Annotated in this window: 17 protein-coding genes; 12 read left to right on the top strand and 5 right to left on the bottom strand. The window is 61.9% G+C overall.

What is annotated here, in order from left to right; translation table 11 throughout:
• Positions 1-16 precede the first annotated feature (16 nt).
• The 12 genes from mreC to QQJ86_RS07570 all read left to right on the top strand — a co-directional run bounded on the left by mreC (position 17) and on the right by QQJ86_RS07570 (position 13,572).
• Positions 17-1,024 (top strand): rod shape-determining protein MreC, encoded by a 1,008-nt coding sequence (gene mreC / locus QQJ86_RS07625; RefSeq protein ID WP_284320307.1) that lies wholly within the window; start codon positions 17-19, stop codon positions 1,022-1,024.
• A complete protein-coding gene (gene mreD, locus QQJ86_RS07620) occupies positions 1,021-1,509 on the top strand; it encodes a rod shape-determining protein MreD (RefSeq protein ID WP_284320306.1) in 489 nt (162 codons plus the stop codon). Before mreC ends, mreD begins: the two co-directional genes overlap by 4 nt.
• On the top strand, positions 1,506-3,524 hold the full coding sequence (gene mrdA, locus QQJ86_RS07615) for a penicillin-binding protein 2 (protein WP_284320305.1): 2,019 nt from the start codon (positions 1,506-1,508) through the stop codon (positions 3,522-3,524). The genes mreD and mrdA overlap by 4 nt, the downstream gene beginning before the upstream one ends.
• Positions 3,521-4,639: a rod shape-determining protein RodA gene (gene rodA / locus QQJ86_RS07610; protein ID WP_284320304.1), complete on the top strand. Its 1,119-nt coding sequence runs from the start codon at positions 3,521-3,523 to the stop codon at positions 4,637-4,639. Before mrdA ends, rodA begins: the two co-directional genes overlap by 4 nt.
• A gap of 201 nt (positions 4,640-4,840) precedes the next feature.
• Entirely contained in the window at positions 4,841-5,851 is a 1,011-nt protein-coding gene (gene mltB, locus QQJ86_RS07605; protein WP_284320303.1) for a lytic murein transglycosylase B, read from the top strand.
• Positions 5,848-6,786, top strand: coding sequence for a septal ring lytic transglycosylase RlpA family protein (locus QQJ86_RS07600; RefSeq protein ID WP_284320302.1), 939 nt, complete (start codon positions 5,848-5,850; stop codon positions 6,784-6,786). Before mltB ends, QQJ86_RS07600 begins: the two co-directional genes overlap by 4 nt.
• Before the next feature lie 62 nt (positions 6,787-6,848).
• On the top strand, positions 6,849-8,078 hold the full coding sequence (locus tag QQJ86_RS07595; RefSeq protein WP_284320301.1) for a D-alanyl-D-alanine carboxypeptidase family protein: 1,230 nt from the start codon (positions 6,849-6,851) through the stop codon (positions 8,076-8,078).
• A 132-nt stretch (positions 8,079-8,210) separates the two neighbouring features.
• Positions 8,211-8,501, top strand: a complete 291-nt coding sequence (locus QQJ86_RS07590; protein WP_284320300.1) for a YbeD family protein — start codon at positions 8,211-8,213, stop codon at positions 8,499-8,501.
• 238 nt (positions 8,502-8,739) lie between these two features.
• Positions 8,740-9,408, top strand: coding sequence for a lipoyl(octanoyl) transferase LipB (gene lipB / locus QQJ86_RS07585; protein ID WP_284320299.1), 669 nt, complete (start codon positions 8,740-8,742; stop codon positions 9,406-9,408).
• An 8-nt stretch (positions 9,409-9,416) separates the two neighbouring features.
• Positions 9,417-10,424, top strand: a complete 1,008-nt coding sequence (gene lipA / locus QQJ86_RS07580) for a lipoyl synthase (RefSeq protein ID WP_284320298.1) — start codon at positions 9,417-9,419, stop codon at positions 10,422-10,424.
• Between the two features lie 9 nt (positions 10,425-10,433).
• A complete protein-coding gene (locus QQJ86_RS07575; RefSeq protein WP_284320297.1) occupies positions 10,434-12,743 on the top strand; it encodes a carboxy terminal-processing peptidase in 2,310 nt (769 codons plus the stop codon).
• 223 nt (positions 12,744-12,966) lie between these two features.
• Entirely contained in the window at positions 12,967-13,572 is a 606-nt protein-coding gene (locus QQJ86_RS07570; RefSeq protein ID WP_284320296.1) for a DUF4126 domain-containing protein, read from the top strand.
• 173 nt (positions 13,573-13,745) lie between these two features.
• Here the strand turns inward: QQJ86_RS07570 and QQJ86_RS07565 are convergent, their stop codons facing one another.
• The 5 genes from QQJ86_RS07565 to QQJ86_RS07545 form a co-directional block, all read right to left on the bottom strand.
• A complete protein-coding gene (locus QQJ86_RS07565; RefSeq protein WP_284320295.1) occupies positions 13,746-15,479 on the bottom strand; it encodes a M1 family metallopeptidase in 1,734 nt (577 codons plus the stop codon).
• A 271-nt stretch (positions 15,480-15,750) separates the two neighbouring features.
• Positions 15,751-17,127, bottom strand: a complete 1,377-nt coding sequence (locus tag QQJ86_RS07560) for a leucyl aminopeptidase family protein (protein ID WP_284320294.1) — start codon at positions 17,125-17,127, stop codon at positions 15,751-15,753.
• 661 nt (positions 17,128-17,788) lie between these two features.
• Entirely contained in the window at positions 17,789-18,496 is a 708-nt protein-coding gene (locus QQJ86_RS07555; protein WP_284320293.1) for an HAD family hydrolase, read from the bottom strand.
• Complete coding sequence (locus tag QQJ86_RS07550) at positions 18,493-19,875, bottom strand: LysM peptidoglycan-binding domain-containing protein (protein ID WP_284320292.1); 1,383 nt, start codon at positions 19,873-19,875, stop codon at positions 18,493-18,495. The genes QQJ86_RS07555 and QQJ86_RS07550 overlap by 4 nt, the downstream gene beginning before the upstream one ends.
• 362 nt (positions 19,876-20,237) lie before the next feature.
• Positions 20,238-21,611 (bottom strand): DegQ family serine endoprotease, encoded by a 1,374-nt coding sequence (locus QQJ86_RS07545; protein ID WP_284320291.1) that lies wholly within the window; start codon positions 21,609-21,611, stop codon positions 20,238-20,240.
• Positions 21,612-21,769 lie beyond the last annotated feature (158 nt).

Raw genomic sequence — 21,769 nt, 5'->3', positions numbered from 1 at the left:
GCCTCGGGGGTAGGCCATGCCGCTCGCGCGCGAGGAGTCCTCGCCCCTGTTCGCCGGCACCGCCGCAGGCACTTTGCGGCTGATCTTCTATCTCGCCATGGCGATGGTGTTGATGGTGCTCGACCATCGCAACGGCTGGTTGTGGCGCTTGCGCTACGCCACGGCGATCGTGATCGAACCCGTCTACCGTTTGGCGAGCCTGCCCGCTGATGGCTTCCACGCGTTGAGCGTGGCTTTTGCCGATCGCCGCATGCTGACCGAACAGAATCAGCGTCTGCGCGAGGATCTGTTGCTGGCCAACGCCAAGCTCAACCGCATGGCTGCGGTGGCTGAGCAGAATCAGCGCCTGAAGGAACTGCTCGATACCCAGCACAGCCTGGAACTGCACGTGCAGCTGGCACGTGTGATCGGCATGGATATGGGCGCCTTCCGGCACCGCATCATGATCAATCTTGGCGCACGCGATGGCATCAAAGCCGGCCAGCCGGTGATCGATGCGCATGGTGTGGTGGGGCAGATTGTCGACGTACTGCCCAATTCCGCTACCGTGATGCTGGTGACCGATCCGGATCACGCTGTGCCGGTAGTGGTCCAGCGCACCGGCCTGCGCACCATTGCCTACGGTTCGCGCAATGACCAGCAGCTCACTTTGCCGAACGTGCCGATGGCGGCCGACTTGCATCAAGGCGACAAGCTGCTCACCTCCGGCCTCGGTGGGCGCTTTCCGCAGGGTTTCCCGGTGGGTGAGATCGGCAGTGTGGAGCCGGCCGCGAGCGGCATGTTCCTGGAGGCGCACGCGCAACCTACGGCTGACCTTGATCGCGTCGATGAAGTGCTAGTGCTGCACGATCTGGCCGAATCGGCGGGGCCGCCGTCCCTTGTTCAACCTGCCGGTCCGCCGGCCAGCGAAGCACCCGCACCGGCGTCCACCGCGGCGGCGCCGCGCGCATCCACGCCAGTGTCTGCGAAGCCATTCACGCAACCGGCTTCGACACAAAGCACGACGGGAACGCCCCAAACATGAGCCGTCAACGACTGACCTTCTGGTGGTTCGTCGGCACCTTGGCCGTGGCGCTGCTGTTGATGCTGGTGCCCCTGCCGCATGTGCTGGATGCCTTCAAGCCTTACTGGCCCGCGCTGGTACTGCTGTATTGGGCGCTGGAGTCAGGCGAGCAGCGCGTCACGCTGGGTCTCGCTTTCGTGCTGGGCATCTGCTCCGATCTGCTTTCGGGCGTGTTGTTGGGCGAGCAAGCGTTGCGCTTGTGCGTCTTGGCGTTCATCGCGCTGCGTTTCCGCTCGCGCTTGCGTTTCTTCCCGATGTGGCAGCAAACGCTGGCGGTGCTTGCACTGTTGGTCAACGATCGTTTCCTGTTGCTCATCGTGCGTGCCTTTGCGGGTGAATCCACACCGCCAGCTTTGTGGTGGGCCTCGCCGTTCGTCAGTGCAGCGCTATGGCCGTTCCTGTTCTTGTTGCTTGACGACTTGCGGATGCGGTTGAGGCTGCAATGAAGCCAGGTGCAAAACGCCTGCGCATCTACAAAGACACGCGCGGCGAAGGCGAGCTGTTTCGGCGCCGTGCGTTCGCGGGCTTCGCGTTGATCCTGCTCGGCCTGTGCGCGCTGGTGGGGCGCTACGTGTTCCTGCAGGTGCTGCACCACGACGAGTTCGCGACGCGCTCGGTCAACAACAGTGTGAAGCCGCGTGCGATTCCGCCGGCACGTGGCCTGATCTACGACCGCAACGGTGTGTTGCTGGCCGATAACGTGCCGGCCTTCCGGCTCGAAGTACGGCCGGAGCTGGTGCAGCACATGAACGACACGCTGGCCGAGCTAAGCAAGGTGATTCCGCTGGATCAGGATGATCTGGACGCCTTCCACAAGCAGCTCAAGCAGTCGCGCCGTTTCGACAGTGTGCCGCTGAAAATGCGCCTGACCGAAGACGACATCGCGCGCTTCGCCGTGAATCGCTGGCGTTTTCCTGGCGTGGATGTGGTGCCGTATCTCACCCGTCACTATCCGATGGGAGCGTTGTTTGCGCACGTGGTTGGCTACGTGAGCCGCATCGACGCGGACGACATGGCCAATCTCGATCCGGATCGCTACAAAGGCACCACGCATATCGGACGCACCGGCCTGGAGCGTTCGTATGAAGATCTGCTGCATGGCACGCCGGGCTACGAGCTGGACGAAGTCAACGCCGATGGACGCGTGCAACGCGTACTGGAAACGCATCCGCCCGTGCCGGGCAAGAATCTCTATCTGAGTATCGACGCGCGCGTGCAGCAGGCGGCACAGGACGCGTTTGAAGGCAGGCCGGGCTCGGCCGTAGCGATCGATCCTCGCAACGGCCAGATGCTGGCGATGGTCAGCGTGCCGTCGTTCGATCCCAATTTGTTCGTCAATGGGATCAGTTCGGTTGACTACAAAGGCTTGATCACGGCGTCGGACAAACCGCTGATCAACCGCGCGCTGAGAGCAGCCTATCCGCCCGGCTCGACGGTGAAACCGTTCATGGCCCTCGCAGGTCTGGAATACGGTGTGCGCACGCCGCAGGATTCGGTATTTTCCAGCGGTGTGTTCTACATTCCGGGCCAGGCGCGCGGCTATCGCGACGACCAGCGCTATGGCGCCGGTACGGTGAATCTCTACAAGGCGATCTACGCCTCGGTCAATACGTACTTCTACAAGCTCGCGTTGGATCTGGGTATCGACCGTGTCAGCGAATTCATGGGGAGCTATGGATTCGGGCAGCCCAGCGGCGTCGATCTTCCGGGCGAAGTGTCCGGCATCCTGCCCTCGCGCGAATGGAAGGCCAAGCATTCGCCAAAGGAACGGAACTGGTATCCGGGCGAAACCGTGATCGCGGGTATCGGCCAAGGTTATTGGTCCGTCACCACCACGCAGTTGGCGCACGCCTTAGCCACGTTTGCAGGCCGCGGCGTACCGTATGCACCACGCGTGGTCATGGCGACTGCGGACGTTGGCAAGCCGTCGACACCCCTGGCCAACGCTCCCGTCGGGCCCTCGCTGATCAAAAACATGAAGGATTGGCAGGCGGTGAACGAGGGCATGCAGCTGGTGATCTACAGCAACGATCCGCTGTCCACCGGCTTCGGCACGAAGCTGGGCGACGGCTTTCCGTATCGCCTCGCTGGCAAGAGCGGTACCGCTGAGCGCTTCTCGCGTACCAGCAACGATTACAACGAGAACAAGAACACGGCGTATCTCGCCGCGCGCCATCGTGCCTGGTTCGAGGCCTTCACGCCGGCCGAAGACCCGCGCATCGCCGTCGTCACGATGTTGGAGGCGGGCGCCTGGGGTGCCAAGGACGCAGGCCCGATCGCGCGCAAGATTCTCGATACATGGCTCGCCGCGCAGGGCGGTGCGGTACCGCCGCACCAGCCGTTGCCGGAATCCGCCATAGCGCCGGCCTCGTCGGCGCAAACACCACCGGCGCCCGAGGACACGCCGCAGGGTGACATGCCTGCTCCGGACAGCTCCACCGCGGGAGACGACGTGCAATGACGATCGATACCCTGCGCATCCGCTTCCACCGTTTCCTGCGCCGCGTGTTGACGCGTCCGCGTATCGACCTGCCGCTGGCCTTCGCGTTGATGCTTCTGTGCAGCGTCGGGCTGGTCACGCTGTACAGCGCAGGTGGCGGCAGTCTTCCTCTGGTCGTCGGACAGGCCGCGCGCTTCGCGCTCGGCGGCGCGTTGATTTTGCTGATGTCGCGCATTCCGCCTTCGGTACTGCGCAACTGGACGCCTTGGCTCTACGCCGGCAGCGTGATGCTGCTGGTGGTGGTGGCGGTGCTGGGCGAGGGACGTGGCGCGGATCGCTGGCTCAATCTGGGCATCATGCGCTTCCAGCCGTCCGAACTGATGAAGCTGACCATGCCGATGATGGTGGCCTGGTATCTGCATCCGCGCCAATTGCCGCCGAGCTGGAAGGACATCGCGGTGGTCGGTGGCATGATCGCGATTCCGGCCTATTTGATCGGCAAGCAGCCGGATCTGGGCACGGCCTTGCTGGTGACGGCGGCGGGCAGCTTCGCGCTGTTCTTGTCCGGCATGGCGTGGTGGCGCATCGGTCTGCTGCTCGCGGGCGCGGCAGGCATGGTGCCGATCGCCTGGCATTTCATGCATCAGTACCAGCGCGATCGCATTCTCACCATGCTCAATCCGGAATCTGATCCGCTCGGTAACGGCTGGCACATCATCCAGTCGCAGATCGCAGTGGGCTCCGGTGGCATTTTTGGCAAGGGCTTCGAGCAGGGCACGCAATCGCGCCTGGATTTTCTGCCCGAACACACCACCGACTTCATTTTTGCCGTGTTCTGCGAGGAATTTGGCCTGATCGGCGTGTGCGCGATCCTGGTGCTGTATGCCTTCATCATCGGCCGATGCCTGTGGATCGCGATGGAAGCAAAGGACACTTACTCACGCCTGCTCGCCGGCGCGATCGGCATGAGCTTCTTCGTCTACGTGTTCGTCAACGGCGGCATGGTGGCGGGCCTTTTGCCTGTGGTGGGCGTGCCGATGCCGATGGTGAGTTATGGCGGTACGTCAGCCGTGTCATTGCTGGTGGGGTTTGGCGTGTTGATGTCGATTCATGCGAACCGCAAAGTACATGACTGATGCGCCGCGATGATCGCTCCCTCTCTCTTTCGGGGAGAGGGCTGGGGTGAGGGGGCAATCTTGCGAAATGTTTTGGCATTTGCGTGAAGCTGAAAACGCTTGGACTTGCAATGATGGTAGAGATTGTCGCGAGTGTGTCCCCTCACCCCAACCCTCTCCCCCATCTTCAATCAAAGATGGGGGAGAGGGAGTAAAACGCATATGCGTGTTACGCTCGCCCGCATGAAGGAACGAATCATTTTTGCACTCGCAGCGCTATGTTTCGCTGCGCCCCTCGCAGCCTGGGCCGAGCATCCAGGTCAGCAGCAACTGGTCGCCGAAGTAGCGAAAGACACCGGCAAGAATCCGGCCGCCTTGAACGCTTTGCTCGACGGTGCGAAGCGGCAGCAGAGCATCCTCGACGCCATCAGCCGCCCGGCCGAAGCCAAGCCGTGGAGCGAGTACCGGCCGATCTTTCTGACGCAGGCACGCATTGATGCAGGCGTTGCCTTCTATCGCGATCACCAGGCGTTGCTGGAGCGGATTGCTGCGAAATACGGCGTGGCCCCACAGTACATTGTCGCCATCATCGGCGTGGAAACGTTCTATGGCCGCAACTCCGGCAAGTACAAAGTGCTCGATGCGCTGGTCACGCTGGGTCTGTATTACCCGCCACGTGCGGCGTTCTTTCGCAATGAGCTGAAAACGCTGCTGGAGTTGCCTGATACGCAGCTTGGGGGATCGGTCGATACGCTCACCGGCTCCTATGCGGGCGCGCAAGGCTGGGGGCAGTTCATGCCTAGCAGCATCCGCGATTTTGCCGTGGACGAAGATGGCGACGGTCGCATCGATCTGCAGAATTCGTTGCCCGACATCATCGGCAGCGTGGCCAACTATTTCGCCAAGCACGGCTGGGTGACCGGCGGTCCGGTGGCAGCGCGAGCGCAGCCGGATGCCGCAGCGAAAGCGTTGACGGTAAAAGACGCTACGCCGCAGTGGACGGTGGAACAGCTCGAGGCTTGGGGCTACGGCCCGCTGCAGCATCTCGATCCGGGCGCGTTGAGCAGCATGCAGACTTTGCAGGGCGCGAACGGACCCGAATACTGGTTCACCTTCCAGAACTTCCGTGTGATCACTACCTACAACCGCAGCGTGATGTACGCAATGGCTGTGAATCAGCTCGCGCAGGCGATCGTCGACGGCGTGAACAATCGGGAGACCGCCACGCGATGAAGACGCTCTGGCGCCTGTCATGGCTGCTTGCGATCACGCTGATGCTGGTCGGTTGCGGCAGCCACCGCAGCACGCGCCCGTCTTACTCGTCCGCGCATGGAAGTTCGAGCAGATATGGCTCAGGTTCCGGCTCCGGCGGCGGTACCTACGATGACACCAGCAAGCCGCAAAGCAGCCGCTATCGCGATGGCAGCGACAGCATCCCGGATGGTCCACCGCCGGACGTGAGCAACCTGCCCGAGCCGGTGCCGAAGGTGGAGCAGCGCTCGCTCTACGGCAACAAGTCGCCGTACACCGTGCTCGGCCAAACCTACAGCGTGTTGCCGACAGCGCGAGGCTACGATGAGCGCGGCATCGCCTCGTTCTACGGCAGCAAGTTCCATGGCTACAAGACCTCGAGCCTCGAGGACTACGACATGTACAAGTTCACCGCCGCCAGCAAGGTGCTGCCTTTGCCGAGCTACGCGCGCGTGACGAACTTGCAGAACGGCAAGAGCGTGATCGTGCGCATCAACGATCGCGGCCCGTTCCACGAAGACCGCGTGATCGACCTGTCCTACGCCGCGGCCGTGAAGATCGGCGTCTGGCCCAAGGGCACGGGCTTGGTGGAGGTGCAGGGCATCGATCCCTCCGCGCCACTACCGCCGCCGCAGGAAGCGCCACCACCTCCGCCGCTTGCCACCGTTACGCCCGCGCATGCGCCCAGTATTTACCTGCAAGTTGGCGCATTCTCCGACGCTGCCAATGCCGAGCGCATTGCCGCGCAATTGCGTGTGGCGAATTTCGCTCCGGTGCAGGTGTCTGATGCGACGATTGGCGGCCGGCTCGTGCACCGCGTGCGAGTAGGGCCGCTTTCCGACGTGGACAGCGCCGATCAGGTGAGTTCCAAGATCCAACAAATGGGTCTGCCGCAGCCGCAGGTCGCGGTAGACTGACGTTTTTCTGCGAAGTAGTCATGGCGCCCGCGCGCCAAAGCATTTACGGATGTAATCCCACAATGAATCTGTTCCGCCGCCCCTTGCACATTCTTGCTGCTGCCGCCCTGGTGTTTGGCGTCAGTGCCATCGCACAGCAGACGCCGCCCAAGCCCGTACCGAATCCGCCGCCGGCCCCGGCCGCCGTGCAGGTGCCGGTACCGCCGCCGCCGGATGTGGATGGCAAAGCATGGGTGCTGATGGATTACGCCACCGGCCAAGTGCTGGCCTCGAAGAATCCCGACACACGCGTGGAGCCGGCCTCGATCACCAAAGTGATGACCGACTACGTGGTTTCAGCGCAGTTGGTGGCAGGCAAGATCCATCTCACCGATCCGGTGACGATCAGCGAGCACGCCTGGCGCGCAGGCGGTGCCGGCACCGACGGTTCCACCAGCTTCCTCAAGCTCAACAGCCAGGTTCCGTTGAAGGATCTGCTGTACGGCATGATCATCCAGTCCGGCAACGATTCCGCCATTGCGCTGGCCGAGCACACAGCGGGTTCCGAAGAAACGTTCGCGAACCTGATGAATGCTTACGCCAAGCAGCTCAACATGGTGAACACGCATTTCGTGAACGCCTCGGGCTATCCGGCTGATAACCATTACTCGACCGCACACGACATCGCGATTCTTTCGCGCGCGTTGATTCACGACTATCCAGAGGATTACGCGATCTCCGCGATCAAGGAATTCACCTGGAACGGCATCAAGCAAGGGAACCGCAACACCTTATTGTGGCGCGACCCCAGTGTGGATGGCATCAAGACCGGCCACACCGCCGAAGCGGGTTTCTGCCTGGCGGCGTCGGCCAAACGCGGCGATTCGCGCATGATCGCGATCGTGATGGGTTCCAGCAACGAGAAAGCGCGCGCCGATGCGGCCATTGCGCTGCTGAACTACGGTTTCCGTTTCTACGAAACGCACAAATTGTATGAAGTCGGCAAGGCGCTGGCCACTCCGCGCCTCTGGAAGGGCGAGGACAACCAGATACCGCTCGGCGTGGAGCAGGACGTGCTGGTAACCGTGAAGACGGGCGACTACGACAAGCTGAAGGCGACGATGGATATTCCTTCCACCTTGATTGCGCCCTTCAAGAAAGGCCAGCAGGTCGGCACGCTGCACATCACCGAAGATAGCCAGGCGATTCTGGACGTGCCGCTGGTTGCGATGAACGATGCGCCGCAAGGCGGCTTCTTCAAGCGCCTGTGGGACAGCATCCTGTTGTGGTTCCACGGTAGCGGCAAGAAGTAAGCATTGAATTCCCTCTCCCCAAAGGGAGGGATGCACCACACGGAAGTCATTCCCGTTTGACCAGCTTCGCTGTTGTGAAGCGCCTCGCGGGAATGACGGTTCCGCGGAATGACGAAGTATTGGAGCGAGCCCATGAAAGAGCTGAGCGACATCCAGGCACAGCAGGAAGGCCAAGGTTTCCAATTCCCTGGCGAATTCGAGATCACCGCCATGGGCAACGCGAGCGCAGACTTGAAAGCCCGCGTGCCGCAGATTCTCGAAGGCATCGGACTGCACGTGCTGCACGAGACCGTAAAGCACCGTCAGTCGCGGGAGGGCAACTTCCTCTCTGTCACCGTCAGCTTCCGCTGCGATACGCGTGAGCAATACGACCTGGCGCATAGCGTGTTGCGTGCGGATCCGGATATTCGCTTCACGCTGTGAAGCTGCGTCGAACTGCTTTTCCCTCTCCCCGCCGGGCGAGGGAAGGGTGAGGGGTGAATCTCGCGGGAAACTTGATCATTGAAAGCCCGCATTGACATGGCAGCGTCGCAGAAGCGACCCCTCACCCCAGCCCTCTCCCCGGAGGGGAGAGGGCGCTAGAAAAGGCGCAACTTCTGTCACTTGCAAGCTCTACCCAGCGGCCACAAATTGGTCCCAATCCCGCGCAGACTGCCCCTTCATGTCCCTTCCGCTGAACATCCGTCGCCTCGGCCGCCAACCCTACGAGTCGGTCTGGCAGGCGATGAGCGCCTTCACCGATAACCGCACGGCTGAAACCACGGACGAGCTGTGGGTGTTGGAGCACGATCCCGTGTTCACTCTCGGACAGGCCGGCAAGATGGAGCACGTCTTGGCGCCTGGTGAGATTCCGGTGGTACCCGTAGATCGCGGCGGACAGGTCACCTATCACGGCCCCGGCCAGATCGTGGCCTATCCGCTGATCGACTTACGCCGCTTAGGGGTGGGTGTACGCGAGCTGGTGAACCGGATCGAGCAGGCCATCATCGACACCCTGGAACACTGGAACATCGAGGCCGTCCGCCGTGAAGGTGCCCCAGGGGTCTATGTGGCAGACGCCAAGGTGGCAGCCTTGGGCCTGCGCGTGCGCCGGGGCTGCAGCTTTCATGGGCTGGCCTTCAACGTGAACATGGACCTGGAACCGTTTCACCGTATTAATCCTTGCGGTTACAAGGGTCTGGCGGTCACACAGGTGCTAGACTTGGGCGGTCCGTCGCGGCTGTCGGACGTCGAGGATGTGCTGATCGGTGAGTTCTGCCGGCAGTTTGGCTTCGAAGCTGAAGCGGCCGTTCCCGTGATCCCCGAACTCCCCGCCCGAGTGGTGGTCTGAGCTATTTCATGAGCGATACCAGCGCATCTTCCACGAAGACTATTCCGATCAGCGTCGTCAGCGGCGCGCCCGCCGAGAAACAGCTCGGCGGCGACAAGATCGCGCTCAACCGCGCCGGTTTCGATACCAACGTTCCCACCTTGCGCAAACCGAGCTGGATTCGCGTGCGTCTACCGCAAGGCAACGCCGTGCAGCAGTTGAAAGCGCGCTTGCGTGAGAACGCGCTGGTCACGGTGTGCGAAGAAGCGTCTTGCCCGAACATCCACGAGTGTTTCAGCAAGGGCACCGCCACCTTCATGATCCTCGGCGATGTATGCACGCGCCGCTGCTCATTCTGCGACGTGGCGCATGGCCGCCCGGCGGCACCTGATCCGCTGGAGCCGGCGCGTCTGGCCGACACCATTCGCGATATGCGCCTGAAGTACGTGGTGATCACCTCTGTCGATCGCGACGACTTGCGCGACGGCGGCGCGGAACATTTCGCGGCATGCATTCGCGCGGTGCGCCATACCAGTCCGACCACCCGGATCGAAATTCTCACGCCGGATTTTCGCGGCAAGGGCCGCATGGAGCGCGCGCTGGAAGTGCTGAAGGATTTTCCGCCGGACGTGTTCAACCACAATCTGGAAACCGTGCCGCATCTGTATCGCGAAGTGCGCCCGGGTGCCGACTACCAGTGGTCGCTGGACCTGCTCAAGCGCTTCAAGGCGCAGCATCCGGATGTGCCCACCAAGTCCGGCATCATGCTGGGCCTGGGCGAAACCTACGAACAAGTGATCGAAACGCTGCGCGACCTGCGCGCGCACGATGTCGACATGATCACCATCGGCCAGTACTTGCAGCCCACGCCGCATCATCATCCGGTGGTGCGCTACTGGACACCCGATGAGTTCGAATCGTTGCGCGTCGCGGGCGAGGCGATGGGTTTCCATCACGTCGCCTCCGGTCCCCTTGTCCGTTCTTCCTATCACGCCGACCAGCAGGCTCACGCGGCTGGCGTCACCGAGCACGCCTAAGAGAAAACTATGACCTTTCGTTTTCGTCCCCTGCTGGCCCTGCTGATCGCCTTTAGCGTTACGACCACGGCAGCCTTCGCGCAATCGGCGGCCGATCTCGGCGCCAGCAAGCCGCGCAAGGTGTCCGAGTTACCGCTCACACCGACCACTGATGAGGCCAGCGCAGCGCTGATCTCGGCGCACCTGCTCACCCGCTTCCACTACGACGCGCAGCCGCTCGACGATGCGATGTCGCAGAAGATCTACGACCTGTACTTCAAGCTGCTCGATGGCGAGAAGGTCTTCTTCACGCAGGAAGACATGGCGAAGTTCGTCAAGTACAAGAGCCAGTTCGGCAACGCGATCTGGAACAAAGATCTCTCCGGCCCGTTCGATATCTTCAACCAGTACGTCCTGCGCGCGATCGACCGCATGAACTACGCGCGCGGCCTGTTGAAGCAAGGCTTCGACTTCAACACTCAAGACACCTACACCATCGATCGCAAGAAGGCCGAGTGGCCCAAGGACCAGGGCGAACTCAACGACCTGTGGCGCAAGCGCACCATGAACGACTGGTTGCGTCTGAAGCTGGCCGGCAAGAGCGATGACGACATCCGCAAGACGCTGGACAAGCGCTACGCCAACTACATCGACCGCGTGAAGCAGCTGGACAGCCAGGACGCGTTCCAGACCTTCATGACCGCGTATGCGAACTCCACCGATCCGCATACCGACTACATGGGCCCGCGCGCGGCTGAGAACTTCGACATCTCGATGAAGCTCTCGCTGGAAGGTATCGGCGCGGTGCTGCAACAGCGCGACGACTACACCGTTATCCGTGAACTCGTACCCGGCGCTCCGGCCATCAAGTCCGGCAAGCTGCACGTGGGCGACTACGTGCTCGGCGTCGGTCAAGGCGAAAGCGGCCCGTTCCAGGACGTGGTTGGCTGGCGCATCGACGACGTCGTCAACCTGATCCGCGGCAAGAAAGACACCACCGTGCGCCTGGAAGTCGTGCCGGCTGACCAGGGCACCGATGGCAAGCACGAAACCATCACGCTGGTGCGCAAGAAGGTCACCATCGAAGAGCAGGCGGCCAAGAAGAAGGTCATCGAGATCACCGACGCCGGCGTCACCCGCAAGATCGGCGTGATCGAACTGCCCATGTTCTACTCCGACTTCGGTGCACGCAGCGAAGGTGACAAGAACTTCAAGAGCGCCACCCGCGACGTTGCAAAACTGCTGGGTGAGCTGAAAGCCGAAGGTGTACAGGGCGTAGTGATCGATCTGCGCAACAACGGCGGCGGCTCACTGTACGAGGCGAACGAACTCACCGGCCTGTTCATCGACAAGGGCCCAGTGGTGCAAGTGCGTGATGCGCGCGGCCAGGTGCAGGTGCAGGGCGACGACGATCCGGGCATGTCCTGGAGCGGTCCGCTGGCGGTGCTGGTCAACCGCGGCACGGCTTCGGCCTCGGAGATTTTCTCCGCCGCGATCCAGGATTACGGCCGCGGCCTGGTGATCGGCACGCAGACCTTTGGCAAGGGCACGGTGCAGACACTGATCGACCTCAATCGTTTCGCCGCTGATCCGGACGCCAAGCCGAACTACGGCGCGTTGAAGATGACCGTGCAGGAATTCTTCCGCATCAACGGCGGCTCCACTCAGCTGCGTGGCGTTACGCCGGATCTGCAGTATCCGAGCAACGGCGACGACAAGGATTTCGGCGAGTCCACCTACGACAACGCACTGCAGTGGACGCAGATCGCGCCGGCTGATTACAAGCCGGTGGCCGATATGAAGGCGTACCTGTCGCAATTACAGCAGTTGCATGACACGCGTGTCGCCAAGTCGCCCGCATGGCAGCTGATGCTCGACGAGCTGACGCAGTACAAGAAGCTGGCCGACCGCACCAGCATCTCGCTCAACTACGACCAGCGCGAGACGGAGCGCAAGCAGCTGGATGCGTTGCAGGCCGAATTCCGTACACGCCACAAGACCGTCGACGGCGGCGCCACGGCGGCTGTCGAAGACCAGAGCCAGCTCGATGACGGCCTCAACCCGAACGAGCGCAGCCTGAAGTCAGAATTGAAGGAACAGGAAGACGCCAAGAAGGCACCCGATCCGCAGTTGCAGGAAACCGCACACGTGCTTTTCGACGCGGTCGGCCTGATCGATGCGAACCCGAAGCTGGCGGCGGAAGTGCTGCCTTACGGCGGCAAGCAGGGTGACAGCGCTTCGCTCGCTTCGACGAACGGCCAGGTTTCACTGCCTACGCCCATGACGGAGCCGGGTGCTTCGCAGGCTACCAAGCCGGCAGCGTCGAGCAGCAGCAAATAAGTCGGTCTGATTTTGGGACAAAAAAGCAGCGCTTCGGCGCTGTTTTTTTTGCGTGTATACGCATAAGCCAGACGCACCTCACCGTCATTCCGGCGAAGCGCCTCGGCCTTCGCCGGAATGACGGTGAGGCAATGGCATGCCGTGCAGCAAAGCGGTAGATATCCATACCCTTTGGAGCGAGGATTGCACGCATAGGCCCCGCTGCGACCAGGACTCGTTATCCATGAACCTGCTCTCCAATCTAGCCCTCGCCGGCGGCCTCGCCTGGGCCAGCGGCATCCGTCTGTACGCCACGCTGTTCATCGCTGGCCTGCTCGGGCGGCTGGGTTACGTCACGTTGCCGCCCGGGTTGGAAGTGCTGAGCCACAACTGGGTCCTGATCACCGCCGGCGTGCTGATGGTGGGTGAGTTTCTCGCTGACAAGATCCCCATGTTCGACAGCGTGTGGGATTCCATCCATACCTTCATCCGCATTCCCGTTGGCACCTTGCTGGCCTGGGGTGTGTTCAAGAACAGTGGCGTGGATGAGCAGGTGGCCGCGGCTCTACTAGGCGGTGCGATCGTCACAGGCACGCATCTGGCCAAGTCGGGCACGCGGGCGTTGATCAATACGTCGCCCGAGCCTTTCAGCAATTGGGGCGCGAGCGCGGGCGAGGATATTTCCTTGCTGGGGATTCTCTACTTGGCGTGGCAGCATCCGTTGGTGCTGCTGATCCTGCTTGCGTTGTTCATCGTGCTGATTTGTTGGCTGCTGCCGAAGATTGTGCGCGGTTTGCGCATGATCGTTACGCGGCTGCGCAAGCTCCAGGGAATTCCAAACATGCCATGAAGCTATTCCCTCCCCTACGTGTAGCAGGGGACATTCTCTCTTCTCCTCCGGCAAGCCGGCGGAGGTAGGGTGGGGTGAAGCAACCTCGCCGTGAATTCAAATGGCGCGGCAAGCTCACGCAACCCCACCCCAACCCTCCCCTGCGAGCAGGGGAGGGGGCTGGTCACTGTAAGTTAGCCGGATTTCGCTTTGCTTTGCGCCGCCTTCTGCGCCTTCTGCCACTGCTGATACTCCGTCACCTGCGGCAAATCACGCAGCAACTTCGAATGCGGATCGATGATCACCAAAGCATCCGCCGGCACGTCGAGCACACCTTCGCCATGCGTCATCGGCAGCACGTGCAGCTTGCCATCCACTTGTACCTCCACCGGCATCGGGAACGGCAGATCGTGCGGTACGCGCCAATGCAAGCTCAGCGTGGTGCCCTGACGTTGCTCATCCAGCGCAGGCAGCTGTGCCTGATACAAGTACACATTGAAGAACCAGCTCAGATCGCGCCCGCTCACCTTATTCACGATGTCGATGAAGTCGTGCGCATTCGCATAATGCGGCGCGAAGTTGCCAGGCTTGGGATCGGGCGTTCCGTACACCAGCACGCGCAGGCTTTCGAAAAACTTTTCGTCGCCGATCAGCGTGCGCAGTGAATGCAACATCAGCGCGCCTTTGTTGTAGATATCCAGGCCAGGACCGCGCTCATCGTCATACACCTGTTCTTCGGTTTTGCTGGTGCCAGATACGAGCGGAAAGCGGTCGTGCAGTGTCAGGCGAAGCTTGCCGAGCCAAGCGTAATAACCCATATCGCCATTGATCGACTGACTGTACAGCGGTTGCATGTAGGTGGCGAAGGCTTCATGCAGCCACATGTCGTCCCAGTCGGCATTGGTCATTTGGTTGCCGAACCACTCATGCGCAAACTCATGCTGCAGCAGCCAGTCGAAGCCGCTGCCGTCTTTCGCGTAGTGGTTGCCGTAGGCATTGATGGTCTGGTGCTCCATGCCCAAATACGGCGTTTCCACCACACCCATCTTTTCGTCACCGAATGGGTAGGGGCCGATCACTGCCTCGTTGAAAGCAAGCATGCGCGGGAATTCCGCGAACAGCTTGCGCGCCTGCTCTTCCTCGCCGGGCAGGTACCAATACTGCAGCGGAATCACGTTGCCGTAGCGGCTGTGATATTCGCCGGTGAGTTCCTGGTACGGGCCAACGTTGATGGAGATCGCATAGGTCGTTGGATGTTTGGCGCGCCAGTGATAGGTGCGCTTGTCGCCCTCATCGCTGACACCCATCAGCACACCATTGCCTGGCGCCACCAGCGGTTTGGGCACCGTCACGTACAGGTCAACCAGATCGGGCTTGCCCTGCGGATGATCGATGCATGGCCAGAACAAGTCGCAACCTTCCCCTTCCACCGCGCTGCCGACCCACGGCTGGCCATCCTTCGTATGACTCCACACGAAGCCGCCATCCCATGGTGCCCGCTTCGCTACGTGCGGACGGCCGCCGTAATGCACAGTGGCAGACACGCGTTCGCCAGCATTCAAAGCATGCGGCAGCTGGATGCGCAGGCGTCCTTCTGGATTACTCCAATCGGTGGAAGCCAGTGGTTTGTCATCCACTTCGATGGCGCTGATCGGCAGATTGCGATCCAGATCGAGCACCAGCGCGTTGGTCGGTTCGTGCGCAGTGAAGCTCAGTGTGGCCGTGGCGTCGATACGCTGCTGCGAAGGATCAACGGCGATGTGCAGCTCCGCATGATCGAAATGCATGCGCTTCTGTTCGTCGGGCATCACGCCGCCGGAATTCTCCGTGAGCTTGGTTAGCGGCGGTTGGTGATGCAAGACGCTGGCACAACCGGCAAGGCTGAGCACGAGACTGAAGGCGAGCAGGGCAGGACGCAATGGGTGCATGGATCATGAGTGCCAGATGGACATCCACGCATCATGCAGGGTTGGGTGGCGGGGTGACTAAGCCATAAGTCATGCAAGGGTGCTCGGCGCTTGCGACAAAATTTCCTTTACGCCTCACCGTCGCCCCGGCGAAGGCCGGGGCCTAGGGACTTTGACGATCCTCAAGTCGCTGGGTCCCGGCCTTCGCCGGGGCGACGGTGAGGTAAAAATGAGGTCCTACTAGTTGCGCCAATACCTATGACCAAGGAAGGAGGGGCAGCCTTGGCATCGCTCAGCCGTACCGCTTACTCAACAACGCAAACATCGCCCGCAACCCCATCGCTTCGCCTCCACGCGGACGCCCCGGACGATCCCCATCGTTCCACGCATACGTATCCAGGTGCAGCCACGGCATGCCTTCCGGAATAAAGCGCTCCATAAATAGCGCCGCAGTAATCGCACCGGCATGACGTGACGCGCCTGCATTCGCGAAATCAGCGATATACGATTCCAGCATCTTGCGATACGGCCGCCACAACGGCAGTCGCCACAGCGGATCAGCCACGGCGTTGCCGCTGGCCACCGCGGCCTCAGCAAGCGCATCGTCGTTGGCAAACAGCGCTGGCAGATCGGGGCCGAGCGCCACACGAGCCGCACCGGTGAGCGTGGCGAAATCGATGATCAGCTCCGGCTTATGCTCGGCTGCATAGGCCAGCGCATCGCACAGCACTAGGCGGCCTTCGGCATCGGTGTTGTCGATCTCCACACTGTGCCCGCCGCGCGTGATCACCACGTCACCCGGACGCATCGCCGCGCCGGAGACGGCGTTCTCTACCGCCGGCACCAGCAAGGTGAGCCGCACCGGCAGCTTCGCTTCCATCACCAGGCCGGCCAGCGCGATTGCATGTGCAGCACCGCCCATGTCTTTCTTCATCCAGCGCATGCCGTCAGAAGGTTTCAGATCCAGGCCACCGGTGTCGAAGCACACGCCTTTGCCGACCAGCACCACTTTTGGATCCGATGCTTTGCCCCAGGTCAATTCGACCAGGCGTGGCGGACGATGACTGGCCCGTCCGACGGTGTGAATAGTGGGAAAGTTGTCTTCCAGCAGCTCGTCACCCACCCACTCGCGCACTTTCGCCTTGTAGGTTTTCCCCAGCGCCTTGATCTGGTCTGCGAGCTGCTTGGGGCCCAAATCTTCGGTGGGTGTATTGACCAGATCGCGCACGAAATAAGTCGCTTCGATCTGGGGCGTCAACGCAGCGACGGTCTCAGCGCTGACCACCAACGGCGAACCCGGGCGGCGTGCTTTGCGATAGCGGGTGAATTGATAGGCGCCGAGCGCCCAACCCAGCGCGGCAAGTTCGGCATCCAGCGGCACGCTTTCGTCGGCCAGCGTGTATTCGCCGGTGGGCAAGCTCAACGGCAACGCGGCCAGCGCCGCGAGCGGATCCTGGCGATCCACGCCAACCAGCACGCGTGCGAGCTTGCCGTTCGCATCCGGCACCAGGCAAACGCTTCCGGGTTTCGCATCGAAGCCGTTCTCATCCAGCCAGCCGCGTTGCGTGGTACTCAAGCGCTTGCGCGTGGCGCCAAGGTGCACGACGTCGGTGGCTTCGATGGGCGTGGGGGCGCGGCGGTTGGAGCGTTGGGTGATCAGGGCGGGCATGCGATTCCTTGCGCTCGGACTTGCGCGGGAAGTGGGATTGGTCGCAAATGATGCGCGTTTTTCCGAGGGGGTTCAAAACTCGCGGTTTCGCGCACATAGCCCCCTCTCCCTTCGGGACCTGATTAGCGTCTCGCCTCAGCTGGGCTTGTCGTGGTGTTGTGGCATTGCCTGCGGCGCTTCCGGTCGCGAAGCGCCCGGGTCACTTTTCTTTGCTGGCCCAAAGAAAAGTAACCCAAAGAAATGGCCTCAAGAGCTCGCGGCATGGGTAAGGTAGGAGCCCGAACGTTTATGGCTAGATCGAACGTTGCTGGCCCAAGGTTCAGCGTCCCCGCTATACCGCGAGGCGTCGAAGCACTGAGGACTTAAGGCCGATCTCGGCAATGCTCAGCCTGTGGGCAGGCGCGTTTTAAGCCCTCAACGCTTCGACGCCTCGCGGTATAGCGGCGCTGAAGAAGCTTGGCCCGTTAACGATCAAAGCACGGCGTAATCTATCAGGCTTGTAACTGACACATGCCATGAGCTCTTGAGGCCATTTCTTTGGGCCAGCAAAGAAAAGTGACTCGGGCCCTTTAGGGTCCGAAAGCGCCGCAGGCAATGTCCCAACACCACGACAAGCCCAGCTGAGGCGAGACGCTAATCAAGCCAAAGGAAGAGGAGAGTATCAAGGGGATTTCTCAAGCCACTCCACCAAGGCCGCCAAATCCCGCAAATCCAAATCCGGCGCAGCCCCCAACGCCCCGGGCCAGGGATGCCCCGCGCGATTTATCCACGCCGTACGCATCCCCGCATCGCGCGCACCCACTACATCCAGTTCGGGATCATCACCCACATGCAGGATGTTCTCAGGCGCCATGCCCAGCTTCTCAGCCGCAGCAAGAAAAATCCGTGCATCGGGCTTGGCCACGCCGACGTCACGCGCGCTGATGTGATGTGCGAAATGCAGATGCAAGCCGATGCGTTCCAGATCGGCGTTGCCGTTGGTCAGGCTGGCTACCGGCCATGTCGCACGCAGGCGTTCCAGCGCGGGCAGGGCATCAGAGTAGAGCTCCACACTGTTGCGAGCGGTGGCGAACACTTCCCACAACGCATCCAGCGGCGCGTCGCTGATGCCGCAGGCATCGAACGCACGCTGCATGGTGATGTAGCGCTGCGCGGTGAAGTCATGCGCCAGGTCGATGCGTTCGGCGGCCACCTGTGCGCGCAGTTCACGCAACGCAGGGATGGGCCAGGTTTTCGCTACCTGCGGGTAATGCTGCCGCAGGTAGTCGTTCAGATCGCGATCTGCCTTTTCCAGGGCCGGCATGACCGGCCACAGGGTGTCGTCCAGATCGATGGTGATGGCAAGGATCTGCAAGCGAAGCGACTTCAACGTGCGTCGATGCGCAGCACCTGGCCGGTGCGCACCGTGTTGTCCTTCAAATGATTCCAGCTACGAATCTGCGCCACGTCCACACCGTGCTTGCGCGCGATGGAATACAGCGTTTCGCCGGCGCCAACGCGATAACTGCGCGCCGGCTTCTTGTCCACGCTGGCCACTTTCTTCTTGGCCTCGGCCTTCGGCTCGATGCTTGTAGCCTTGCCGGCGGCTTTTGCGGTGACCTTGCTCACCTTGCTGACGCTCACGTACGCATCGCTGGTCACCTTGGTGAAGCTGCTGCCGCGACCGGCAGCGGCCAGCTCGGTGAACGCATCGCCACGCACGCCTTTCAGGCTGCTCGGTTGTGGCGCGGCCACCACGGCGCCGCTGACCTTGCTAAGCGCCGGCGTAGCGGGCGTCGCTGTACGTGCGGCGGCCATGGCGGCAGCCGGTGCAACCGGACGCGAGGCAGCTGCGATCTGCGTGGGTTCTGCACTGGCGTGCGCGCCGACCTGCGCAAGGATTTGGCTGCGACGCGAGTCATCCATCGCGATCAGCGCGCTGCCAGCCTGATACGGCACCAGCGAGTGAGCGCGCAGTGCGGCCTCGCCCTTTGCGCTCAGTGCGAAGTCGACGAATTCCTTCGCCGCCGCTGCATTCGGGCTTGAAGGATTGGTCACCAGATAAAGCGGGACAAACAGCGGATACGCACCGCTGGCGACCGTACCTGCGCTGGGCGCAGTGCCGTCGATGCGGATCATCTTGATCTTCGAATTGCCGGCCACGCTCGACAGTGTGCTCACACCGAAGCCGCGTGGATCGAGCATCACGGATTGCTCAAGCTGCGTGACATTCACGTACAAGCGCGGCGCAGCCACCGGCTGGCTGCCGCGGCCGAACAGCAGCTTGCGCAGGCTGTATTCCACGCCGTCACCGGGGCTGGCCACGGCAAACACGTCGATCGGGCCATCGTTGCCGCCGACTTCTTTCCAGTTGGTGATCTTGCCGAAGTAGATGTCGTGCACCTGCTTCAGCGTGAGGCTGCTCACCGGATTGGCCGGGCTGGTCACCAGCACCAAACCGTCCCACGCCACCGGCGTAAAGGTGAGGTTGCTGTCCACCGCGCTGCCGGAACTTGGACGCGCGCTGCCGGCAATGTCGGCCGAACCGCCAGAAACTGCATCCAGGCCGGAAGCGGTATTGAACGGTTGGATCTGAACCGCGCCGTGGCCGGACGACTGCCAGGCCTTCGCTACGCCTTTGACCACGCCGTTGGCGGTCACCACGTCCCCGCGCCAAGTGAGCGACTGTGTGGCCGCGGCAAGCACGGCAGTGGAAAGGCCGGCGCCGATCAGGGCAACGGAAAGCAGACGGGTGATGCGTACGGGCATAGAAAGACGCGACCTGCAGATGGGGGAAACGAAGCGAGTGTGCCGCCGAAGGCGCTATCACGCAGTGACGGATGCCGTATTTCAGCGGCCCGGAGCCAAAACATCAAGCAATGGCGCGCATGAACATCGTGTGCGTTCATGGAGTTGCATGAAACAGTTGATCGAAACAGACGGCGCGGAGGCGATTTTTCGTTTTGCCTAGAGTCATCATCATCGCGACGATGCGGCTCCCTCCCCTGCGTTAGTAGGGGAGGGCTGGGGTGGGGTGAAGCAACCTCGCGATGAATTCAAGTTGTGCGGCAAGCACGTACAACCCCACCCCAACCCTCCCCTGCCGATGCAGGGGAGGGAGTAGTGAGTCGCTACTGCACCACCACGTAATTCAACCCCTCATCCGTCGCCACCAATAACACCAACTGACGCGGACGCATCGCCATCAACCCCTGCAAATCCCGCAGGCTCGTGATGCGGCGATTCCCGATACCAACAATCACATCCCCCGCCGCAAGCCCCGCTTGCGCAGCACGGCTATTGGGATTCACCGCAGCAACCGAAACGCCCGTCGTGCCCTGGCTCGCCTGTTGATCGCTGAGTTCACTGAAGGTCACGCCGGTCAGGCGCGGATCGAGCTTGGTGCCATCGAGCGTGGCGAGCTTCTGCGGCGTGAGCTGCGCCGAGAGCTTGCGAGATGTGCCATTGCGCAGCGCAGTCAGGCTTACCGTGCTGTTTGCCGGCAGCAGGCCCAGTGCGTTGTTGAGTTGATCGGAATTCTGCAGCGTTTGGCCGTTCACTGAGGTGATCACGTCGCCTACTTCCAGCCCTGCATGATCAGCCGCGGAACCGGGCTGCACGCGCGTCACCACCGCACCTTCGTTGTTCTTCAGGCCCAGCACGCGCGCGACGTTCGGCGTGATGTCCTGCGTCTGCGCGCCCAGGCTGCCGCGATTCACCTTGCCGTGCGCGATCAGCTGCTCCATCACCTCGCTGGCGATCTTGGTGGGAATCGCAAAGCCAATACCGACGTTGCCGCCGGAGGGCGACAGAATCATCGTGTTGATGCCCACCAGTTCGCCGCGCAGATTCACCAGCGCGCCGCCGGAGTTGCCGGGATTGATCGACGCATCCGTCTGGATGAAGTTCTGAAAGCTCGATCCGCCCAACCCAGAGCGACCCAGCGCAGAGACAATGCCGGATGTCACCGTCTGGCCCAAGCCGAATGGATCGCCCACTGCCACCACGAAATCACCCACGCGCAGCGAAGATGAATCGGCAATCGGCAGCGCCTGTAGTTTGTCCGCCGTGATCTTCACCACCGCCACGTCCGTCGCCGGGTCAGTACCCACCAGCGTGCCTTTGACGTTGCGCCCATCCTGCAGCGTTACGGTGATGTCGTCAGCGCCCCCCACCACGTGGTTGTTGGTGAGGATGTAACCCTTCGCCGCATCCACGATCACGCCCGAACCCAGGCTCTGCTCCACCTGCTCGCGCGGTGAGCTCTGCAGCCCGAAGAATTGCCGGAACACCGGATCGTCGAAGAACGGATTGCTCACCCGCACGCGCGTCTTGGTAGAGATGTTCACTACCGCGGGCGTCACCTTTTCCAGCATCGGTGCGAGTGACGGCAGTGGCTGACCGTTGACCGCCGGCGGCAAGCCGGCCTGTGTGCGCAGCGGCAGCGCGGCGAACGAAGCCGCAACGAGAAGGGCAGTAAAACTGCGGAGAAAACGTGCGTCCATGAAGTCTCCTGAAGCGAAGAAAAAAACTGCTACTTCGACTCAGCACAACGCAAGCGGTTCCCAAGCATGCAACGTGCCTGCGACGTGCGCGCAAGCGGTTGATGGGGAGCAAGCCATCCACGCTGCGTTGTGTCGGCGTATTTCTGTGTAACAAATAA

Origin of the sequence: Dyella acidisoli, assembly GCF_030160295.1 — a bacterium.
In the GTDB taxonomy this organism is placed as follows: Bacteria; Pseudomonadota; Gammaproteobacteria; order Xanthomonadales; family Rhodanobacteraceae; genus Dyella_B; species Dyella_B acidisoli.
Note: the sequence above shows the minus strand (reverse complement) of the source record. Positions and strands in the feature narration are given on the sequence as shown.

What these genes read in the sequence shown, in the direction of transcription:
- QQJ86_RS07545 (WP_284320291.1), bottom strand. Translation starts at nt 21,611, where the DNA reads ATGGACGCACGTTTTCTCCGCAGTTTTACTGCCCTTCTCGTTGCGGCT.
- lipB (WP_284320299.1), top strand. Translation starts at nt 8,740, where the DNA reads ATGTCCCTTCCGCTGAACATCCGTCGCCTCGGCCGCCAACCCTACGAG.
- QQJ86_RS07560 (WP_284320294.1), bottom strand. Translation starts at nt 17,127, where the DNA reads ATGCCCGCCCTGATCACCCAACGCTCCAACCGCCGCGCCCCCACGCCC.
- QQJ86_RS07590 (WP_284320300.1), top strand. Translation starts at nt 8,211, where the DNA reads ATGAAAGAGCTGAGCGACATCCAGGCACAGCAGGAAGGCCAAGGTTTC.
- rodA (WP_284320304.1), top strand. Translation starts at nt 3,521, where the DNA reads ATGACGATCGATACCCTGCGCATCCGCTTCCACCGTTTCCTGCGCCGC.
- mreC (WP_284320307.1), top strand. Translation starts at nt 17, where the DNA reads ATGCCGCTCGCGCGCGAGGAGTCCTCGCCCCTGTTCGCCGGCACCGCC.
- QQJ86_RS07565 (WP_284320295.1), bottom strand. Translation starts at nt 15,479, where the DNA reads ATGCACCCATTGCGTCCTGCCCTGCTCGCCTTCAGTCTCGTGCTCAGC.
- QQJ86_RS07570 (WP_284320296.1), top strand. Translation starts at nt 12,967, where the DNA reads ATGAACCTGCTCTCCAATCTAGCCCTCGCCGGCGGCCTCGCCTGGGCC.
- mreD (WP_284320306.1), top strand. Translation starts at nt 1,021, where the DNA reads ATGAGCCGTCAACGACTGACCTTCTGGTGGTTCGTCGGCACCTTGGCC.
- QQJ86_RS07575 (WP_284320297.1), top strand. Translation starts at nt 10,434, where the DNA reads ATGACCTTTCGTTTTCGTCCCCTGCTGGCCCTGCTGATCGCCTTTAGC.
- QQJ86_RS07600 (WP_284320302.1), top strand. Translation starts at nt 5,848, where the DNA reads ATGAAGACGCTCTGGCGCCTGTCATGGCTGCTTGCGATCACGCTGATG.
- QQJ86_RS07595 (WP_284320301.1), top strand. Translation starts at nt 6,849, where the DNA reads ATGAATCTGTTCCGCCGCCCCTTGCACATTCTTGCTGCTGCCGCCCTG.
- lipA (WP_284320298.1), top strand. Translation starts at nt 9,417, where the DNA reads ATGAGCGATACCAGCGCATCTTCCACGAAGACTATTCCGATCAGCGTC.
- mrdA (WP_284320305.1), top strand. Translation starts at nt 1,506, where the DNA reads ATGAAGCCAGGTGCAAAACGCCTGCGCATCTACAAAGACACGCGCGGC.
- mltB (WP_284320303.1), top strand. Translation starts at nt 4,841, where the DNA reads ATGCGTGTTACGCTCGCCCGCATGAAGGAACGAATCATTTTTGCACTC.
- QQJ86_RS07550 (WP_284320292.1), bottom strand. Translation starts at nt 19,875, where the DNA reads ATGCCCGTACGCATCACCCGTCTGCTTTCCGTTGCCCTGATCGGCGCC.